The organism is Streptomyces hainanensis, from assembly GCF_004348415.1.
Taxonomy (GTDB): Bacteria; Actinomycetota; Actinomycetes; order Streptomycetales; family Streptomycetaceae; genus Streptomyces; species Streptomyces hainanensis.
Genome location: NZ_SMKI01000907.1, coordinates 1 through 708 on the forward strand (window position 1 = coordinate 1; position 708 = coordinate 708).

The following is a 708-nucleotide window of genomic DNA, read 5'->3' on the forward strand; positions in this document are numbered from 1 at the left end:
GGCGGGGTGGCCGGCGGTGAGCGGTCCCTCGACGGCGGCGGCGATGGCCGCCGCCTTGGCCGCGCCGAAGGCCAGCAGCAGCAGGTGCCGGGCGCGCAGGATGGTGCCGAGGCCCTGGGTGACGCAGTGCACCGGCACCTCGTCCGGCGTCTCGAAGAACCGGGCGTTGTCGCGGCGGGTGCGTTCGGTGAGGGTCTTGACGCGGGTGCGGGAGGCGAACGAGGAGCCCGGCTCGTTGAAGCCGAGGTGCCCGTCGGTGCCGACGCCCAGCAGTTGGACGTCGACGCCGCCGGCGGCGTCGATGGCCCGCTCGTACTCCTCGCCGGCGGTCCGCGCCCGGTCCGGGTCGCCGTCCGGCACATGGACCAGGCGCGGGTCGAGGCCGAGGGGTTCGGTGACCTCGCGCGCGATGACGGCCCGGTAGCTCTGCGGGTGTCCTGGCGGCAGGCCGACGTACTCGTCGAGGGCGAAGGCGCGCACCCGGCCGACGTCGACGCGGTCGCGGGCGATCCGGGTGGCGAGCGCCCGGTAGACGGGCAGCGGGGTGGAGCCGGTGGCCAGGCCGAGTACGGCGTCCGGCCTGGCGGCGACGGCGGCCAGGATGGCGTCGGCCGCGAGCTCGCCGCCCGCGGCGGCGTCGGGCACGACGACGACCTCTGTCATGTGGTTCAGTCCCTGGGTTCGCTACGGGGTAGGGGGGTCACGGGG

Annotated in this window: 1 protein-coding gene; it reads right to left on the bottom strand. The window is 76.1% G+C overall.

Annotation, left to right across the window (positions count from 1 at the left end; genetic code table 11):
- The coding region (locus tag E1283_RS36760) for a glucosamine-6-phosphate deaminase (protein WP_132822455.1) at positions 1-663 on the bottom strand (663 nt) is incomplete at its 3' end.
- Positions 664-708: the final 45 nt, after the last annotated feature.